Source organism: Flavobacteriales bacterium, assembly GCA_016779995.1.
Taxonomy (GTDB): domain Bacteria; phylum Bacteroidota; class Bacteroidia; order Flavobacteriales; family UBA7312; genus UBA8444.
In genome coordinates this window covers 1-6,615 of the sequence record JADHMO010000027.1, presented here as the reverse complement: position 1 = coordinate 6,615, position 6,615 = coordinate 1, and the positions used below count along the sequence as shown (strand labels likewise).

Here is a 6,615-nt window from a genome sequence, read left to right as displayed (position 1 = left end):
CGAGTCAATTATGCAAGTGTAACGTATAATGGACAAGCTTGGGGTTTCTATACGATGGTTGAGCAGATTGATGACCAGTTCTTGGATTGGAGAATGCTCAATGATGATGGCAATTTGTTTAAAGCGGGTTCCAATTTTTCGGGAGGTGATGGTGAAGCGAATCTCATGTATTACGGAACGTCTCAAGCATCTTACGAGTCCTCATACGAATTGAAATCGAATGAAGATGCTAATGATTGGACAGATTTGCTCGAGCTCATTGATTTCATTAACAATTCTAGTGACATAGAATTTGAAACAGAGCTTCAGAATCATTTGGATTTGGGGCCTTTTTTATCTTCTGCGGCACTCGACAATATTTTTAGTAATCTGGACAGCTATACTCAATCTGCAAGGAACTATTACATCTACCATAATTTGGGAATGGGGAAATGGCAATGGATTAAATGGGATGCAAATGAGGCATTCGGAAGCTATGGCTTCTTTGGGGGAGCGAATCCATCGACTCTCAATATAGACTATCACTCAGAAAATAGGCCTTTGCTAGAAAGAATATTTTCAAATTCAAATTTGATGGATCAATATACATCTGAGCTATGTCTTTTGATGAATACGATTTTTAATCCTGAATATCTCAATCCAATTATTGATGATTTGAAAGCATTAATTCAGGATGAGGTATATGCGGATAACAACAAGATGTTTTCAAATAATGATTTTGACCAAAATATTGAAAATGATCTTGGTGGAGGTGGACCAGGTGGCGGACCAGGAGGTCCAATTCAGGGCCTAAAGTCTTTTGTACAGGAAAGATATGATTATCTTACTTCTGTAGTCGATTGTGAACCTTTCTCAGGTATTCATTCCCTTGCTGACAGAAATATTTCAATCTATCCTAATCCAAGTTCATTATTAATAACAATTGAAGGGATTAAATCTTTCCCAGCACAAATTGAAGTAACAGGTCCAAATGGAGTGTTAATTCAATCAGACCTAATCTACAATTCGAATCAGTCGATTGATATTTCCAAAATGAAACCAAACCTCTACTTTTTAAAAGTAGATGGTCAAGTTCTTAAGTTGGTTAAAAATTAATCTGGTTTCAAGTTTTAATCTTGGACTTTACTGAATTGTTAGTCTCAGGATTTTATTCCCTTCTTGATGGCTAATGTTTAAGAAATAAACCCCATCAGTCAGGAATTGGACATCAAAGGAGTTTGTATTTCCCGAATAAACTTTAATCAATCTGCCATTGTAATCCATAAGCTCAATCTTTTCAATCTGTTTAAGATGATTTAAACCTTTAATATAAACCTCATTACTCGATGGATTGGGATAAAGTGTTATTTCCTCTTGGATAAGATCTTCATTAATATCCAATACACTTAATACCACACATTCACTAGTATCAGTACAATTGTTTTGGGTTATTTCAACTGCGATGTTATATGAGCATGCCCCTTGACACTGAAAAGTTTGATTTATCTCACCTTGTAACTCACTGAATGCATCATTGCAGTCTAGCCATTGATAGGACGCATTCGAAAGTTCTGCCTGTGCAGTTCCAGGTCCTAGCTGAAGGACATTGTTATTTACAGTATTAATTGTTAAATCCAAGTTAATTGTACTATCACATCCGTTTGTGTTTTGAAGTGTATAGGTTGCCGTATTATTACTTGATGTATATGTAATACCATCAATCCATGTATATGAACCACACGCCGTTTGAATATCAGTTACGATATCTGAATTGATTATGGTTAAATTGAGTGTTACTATGCTGTCACATCCCTGTGATGCCTGAAGTGTAAACGTGGCGGTATTATTATTTGAAGTATATGTGTTACCATCAATCCACATAAAAGAATCACAAGCACTTTGTATGTCAGTTCCTGTAACAGAATTTGCAATGGTCAAATTAAGGTTCACCAATGAATCACATCCATTTGATGCGCCATTAATGATGTTGAACGTCGCCGTATTATTGCTTTCCGTATATGTCACACCATCTATCCAAGTGTAAGAATTACATGCGGAAATAATATCAGTTCCATTGCTCGATCCATTTACAACTAAATTAAGAGTAATGGTACTATCACAACCTTGTGTGTTTTGAATAGTAAAAGTAGCCGTATTGTTACTTGATGTATAGGTGTTACCATCAATCCATGTGAAAGGACCACATGAGTTTTGGGTATCTATGCTAAAGCTAGGGTTATTTACTGTAAGATTCAACGTTATTGTACTGTCGCAACCTTCAGTGTTTTGAGTGGTGTAGGTGGCTGAGTTATTACTTGAAGTATAAGTATTCCCATCTATCCAAGTGAAAGGTCCGCATGAACTTTGAATGTCTGTGCTAAAACTTGAATTACTAATATTAAGATCAAGAGTAATGACACTGTCGCATCCTTGCGAATTTTGTATAGTATAGGTAGCACTATTATTACTTGTTGTATATGTATTTCCATCAATCCAGGTATATGAATCACAAGCCGATTGAACATCAGTCCCAATGCTTGGATTATAAATCGTTAGATCAAGCGTAACTACACTGTCACATCCATTTGCACTTTGTAAAGTATAGGTCGCATTTCCATTATTTGAGTTATAGGTATTTCCATCAATCCAGGTGAAAGACCCACATGCAACCTGGGTATCCGTACTTTGCACTGTAGGGTTGACAGTTGCAATAACGTTTGTAAATGGGCTGAGGCAAGGACTTGTTTGGATTTCCCAGTCATAAAAGTAATAGTAGTAATCTGTTCCAACAGATGAACTGATAATACTTACTACATCGGTTATGAAATAGGGATAGTTCACTCCTCCATTGTTTCGGTATAAATCCATTGATACGCCTCCTAAGCTGTAACTTCCTGCTGAGGGTATATCCAAATTTAAAGTAATCCGTTGTGGACCTGTGCTTGTAATATTGACAGTTACCTGATCAATTACAGCTCCACCACCGTCAATGTCATTGTATAGGTTTATTGTTCGATTTCCTATGCTATTTGCATCGACCCATACTGAGACTAGATTGAACGGAACCGAGGCATCAAAATTTAGAGCAAAAGTGGCTGGTTGATTATGAAATCCACCACTTCCAAATGATCCATTTTGAGGACCTACAAATTGAGCTGCTTGATCAATTACATTTTGAACAAGATAATTTGTAGTTGTGAATAGAGCAGGAGTAGTAAATGTGTTGCCCGTTTCTAGAAGTGTTGTTCCAGTATTGTCATACCAATTTAAAGTTCCACTTCCACTTCCTGTTAATGTAATAGTTTCGTTTTGGCAAATTGATGCATCAGAAGCAATTGGAGCATCGGGAAGCACAACAGTAACACTTATGGAGCTTGATCCCGATCCGATTATGTTGGTTGATATAAGTTCAACGATATATGTGCCACTGCTTGAGTAAACATGGGTTGGATTTTCTAATGAACTCGAATTTCCATCTCCAAAGTCCCAGCTCCAAGAATCTGGATTATTTGTGGATTCATCAGTGAAATTAACCTGTCCATTGCAGTCTGCCAAAAATGTAAATGATGCTGCTGGTGGCACAGTAGGAAGTTGACAGGCTGGAGGAAGGTCGTATGCTTCCGTTTGATCAGTCCTACTTGAACTAGATCCTTGATCTGCACTAAAACCTAGTCCTCTTGCCGCAAATACTTGCCAAAGTATACATTCGTTAGCTCCTGAATACAATATTTGATCAGCTTGAAGAATCGCATCTCTACCATCAACAAACCCTGGATTGCAACTTTGTAGTTTTAATGCCTCAATGACAAGCGCCATCGCAATATTGTTTCCACCTGTTCCGTTGTAAAGGTCAGGATCATAGCCGTAATTGTCAATTAAAGCCCAGGTCATGTCCCAGAGCATTGTACACCAAACAAACCCAACTCCATGGGGTTGACTTATCGCTCCAGTATTGTTGGTGGCTGCATAGGTGTAATTATTTACCGATAAATCTGTTGAGTAAGGTGCCGGTCTTATGCCATTTCCATTTGTCGGTTCACCTATAGCATAGGTCCCAATTCCTCTAACGTCTTCTCCTAAATCTCCAGGTTCAATAGTTAACATTAGTCCAAACCAGTCAGACCACCCTTCACCCATTTGCTCATCGTTGTTTAGACAATTTGAATTACTCGCACCGCCAGTAAGTCTCGTCGAAATTCCATGTCCATATTCATGTGCTATGATTCCATTATCGAAATCACCGTCCAATTGAACGAGATTCCCTGAGCTTTGTAAGGTGCCATTGATTGTTGTTGAGGAGAGTAAAGCACTAATAATTTCTTCGCCATCTGCTTGAGAAACCATTACCGATGGTATGCCAATGCCAGGGTCGGCACCTCCCATAGTTATGGGGGCTCCTGCAACATTATTCACCATAATTACAGCGATTGCACCGGCGGCTTCTGCCGCTTCCACTTTAAGAACAAACGTACACGTTCCTCTTCTAATAATAGCAATTTTACCATTTAATTCAGCAGCATTAGTCAGGGCCTCGCAAGCATCTTCATTGTCACCAGTATCATCATCTACCAATGCAAAATCAGCCGTAATTGGAGTTGTAGGAACTGATGGGCCAAAACCTGCTTGTACGGCTTGATAAGCTCCTGCCAAGCTTGAAGGACTGTTAATTTCTAATAGATTGTTGTTTGAAGTTGGAGCTGACCATAAGTACATTTGCATTCTCGGGTTGTTTCCATCTCCAGGGGTTGCAAAATTGGCATTATTCAAACCTCCACCATCTTGTGCTTCTGCATTAACATAATCAGAGCCATTTCCACCATTTCCGTAATTGTTTTCCTGAAAATTACCACTAGCCTCATCAAACCCATATTGATACCATACATCATGCATTATATTATTCATGTAAAATAAATTGGTAATGACAGGATCAAGATTTGTGCTTGGATCATTATTTAAATCTAATGGGAAATCAAAATTGAGTAACGCTCCACCGTTTGGCGAATAACCTGGGGCATTGTTGTCATCTTGGTCTTCATATGCATAAACGTTATTTCCTCTTGTGATTGTATATTCTGCACCTGCACTACCATCAACATCATGCCATCCAAAAGGTGAAGCTGAAAGATTATCCGTGCCTGACACAATACTTCTATTTCCATGGTTAGGACTTTCCAAGGGTAAAGCAAAAACATTATATGAATCCGTGGGGGGAGGTAAATTGGATATTGTATTAATATTTGACTTTGATGGTAATCTATGATTGTGGTTGCGATGATTGTTGTCTTCGAATGTACATTCCAATACCCAATCATTCATATCTAAAACAGCACCATTAATAGCATCAATTTTAATACTCCACCAGTGTTTTTGTGTCTTCTCGTAAATACTTAAATCCCAAGCCAAATGCAATGGTGATGCATCAACATTCGTTCTCACGTATACGAGTTCAACAGGAATATCCTCGATAGAGACATCACCTTTTTCAAAAAGATAGTTATTCTTTCCTGTCTCATGGTGAATAAGGTCAATATCTGTTTTGCTTGTGATACCAATTTTGGCAAGAGCATAATTTATTGCTTTTTTTGCATCAATTGAATACTCGGTGACATTAACTTTAGCCTCAATATCAGAAATTAGCTGTAGATTGAAGAATACGATTTCATTATTTTTGATGGCAAAATTTCCTCCAGACTTGAGAATTTCTATTCCGTTAAATGTCTGATTTACATAAACATGATGAGTTTTACTTAATTTAGAAAAGCTCTCATCGGTGATGATAATATTTTTATAATCGCCAGTAGATAAATGATATTCTTTACTCGAATTGAATAAAAATTCATTTATGAGTTCAATATTTTTTTGGCTATTAATTGACCAAAATGCCAGCAGAAATAAGAATGATAATAAGCCTTTCATAGTTGTTTTGTTTTAAAAAAATGAAGTTGTGGAACACAGGATTGAAAAGAAACTTTTTGAGTGAAAAGTTCACTACACAAAACATAAAAATTAACGATGGAGAAATCATTAAACATTTCCATATGGAAGATACGGATGTATCCGTTAAAATTTTCATAGTTGTGGTTCAGCATAGTTATAACACAAAAAAAGTGCTGATGGTTGCCTATTTTTTACTATTAATTTTATGAATCGAAAAAAGATGAACTAATATTATTTTTGGTTTTTATTTGTTTTGAAGGATTTTATCAATCTCTTCAACAACTCTTAAGGCATTTTCGCGATTAAAAACGAGAGGAGGTTTTGTTTTGATTACACTGTCAAAAGGACCATCGGTGCTGATCAAAATGTAGTTCTTTCTAAGCTCATTTTTAATGTGTTGTGCCAAAATGGTATTTGGTTTTTCGAATTCATCAATGAGCTCAATGCCTAAAAACAGCCCAGAACCTCTAACATCACCAATTACCGCATGCTGTTTTTTTAATTCTTCGAATAGAGACTTGTAGTAATTCCCACACTCTCGTGCATTTTCTTGAAGGTTTTCGCTTTCAATGACCTCTAAAACAGATTTTCCAATGGCGCATGAAACTGGATTTCCACCAAAAGAGCTGAAAAATTCTACGCCCATTTCAAAAGAATTTGAGATTTCTTCACTTGTAATCACTGCACCCATCGGATGTC

The 6,615-nt window shown here is 37.0% G+C and carries 4 protein-coding genes and 3 pseudogenes; 2 read left to right on the top strand and 5 right to left on the bottom strand.

Annotated elements, in window-relative coordinates:
* The coding region (locus ISP71_08775) for a CotH kinase family protein (protein MBL6664176.1) at positions 1–1,095 on the top strand (1,095 nt) is incomplete at its 5' end.
* 27 nt (positions 1,096–1,122) lie between these two features.
* Here ISP71_08775 and ISP71_08770 read toward each other — a convergent pair.
* The 4 genes and pseudogenes from ISP71_08770 to ISP71_08755 form a co-directional block, all read right to left on the bottom strand.
* Complete coding sequence (locus ISP71_08770; GenBank protein ID MBL6664175.1) at positions 1,123–2,847, bottom strand: T9SS type A sorting domain-containing protein; 1,725 nt, start codon at positions 2,845–2,847, stop codon at positions 1,123–1,125.
* Between the two features lie 537 nt (positions 2,848–3,384).
* A pseudogene (locus ISP71_08765) lies at positions 3,385–3,681 on the bottom strand (PKD domain-containing protein).
* 612 nt (positions 3,682–4,293) lie between these two features.
* A pseudogene (locus tag ISP71_08760) lies at positions 4,294–4,698 on the bottom strand (metalloprotease).
* A pseudogene (locus ISP71_08755) lies at positions 4,684–5,895 on the bottom strand (M36 family metallopeptidase). The pseudogenes ISP71_08760 and ISP71_08755 overlap by 15 nt, the downstream one beginning before the upstream one ends.
* Positions 5,896–5,915: 20 nt before the next feature.
* Between ISP71_08755 and ISP71_08750 the strand changes: the two are divergent.
* Complete coding sequence (locus tag ISP71_08750) at positions 5,916–6,125, top strand: hypothetical protein (protein MBL6664174.1); 210 nt, start codon at positions 5,916–5,918, stop codon at positions 6,123–6,125.
* Positions 6,126–6,160: 35 nt separating this feature from the next.
* On the opposite strand, the gene ISP71_08745 is transcribed toward ISP71_08750, so the two are convergent.
* Positions 6,161–6,615 (bottom strand): aminotransferase class III-fold pyridoxal phosphate-dependent enzyme (locus tag ISP71_08745; protein ID MBL6664173.1); only part of this gene is annotated, 455 nt, incomplete at its 5' end.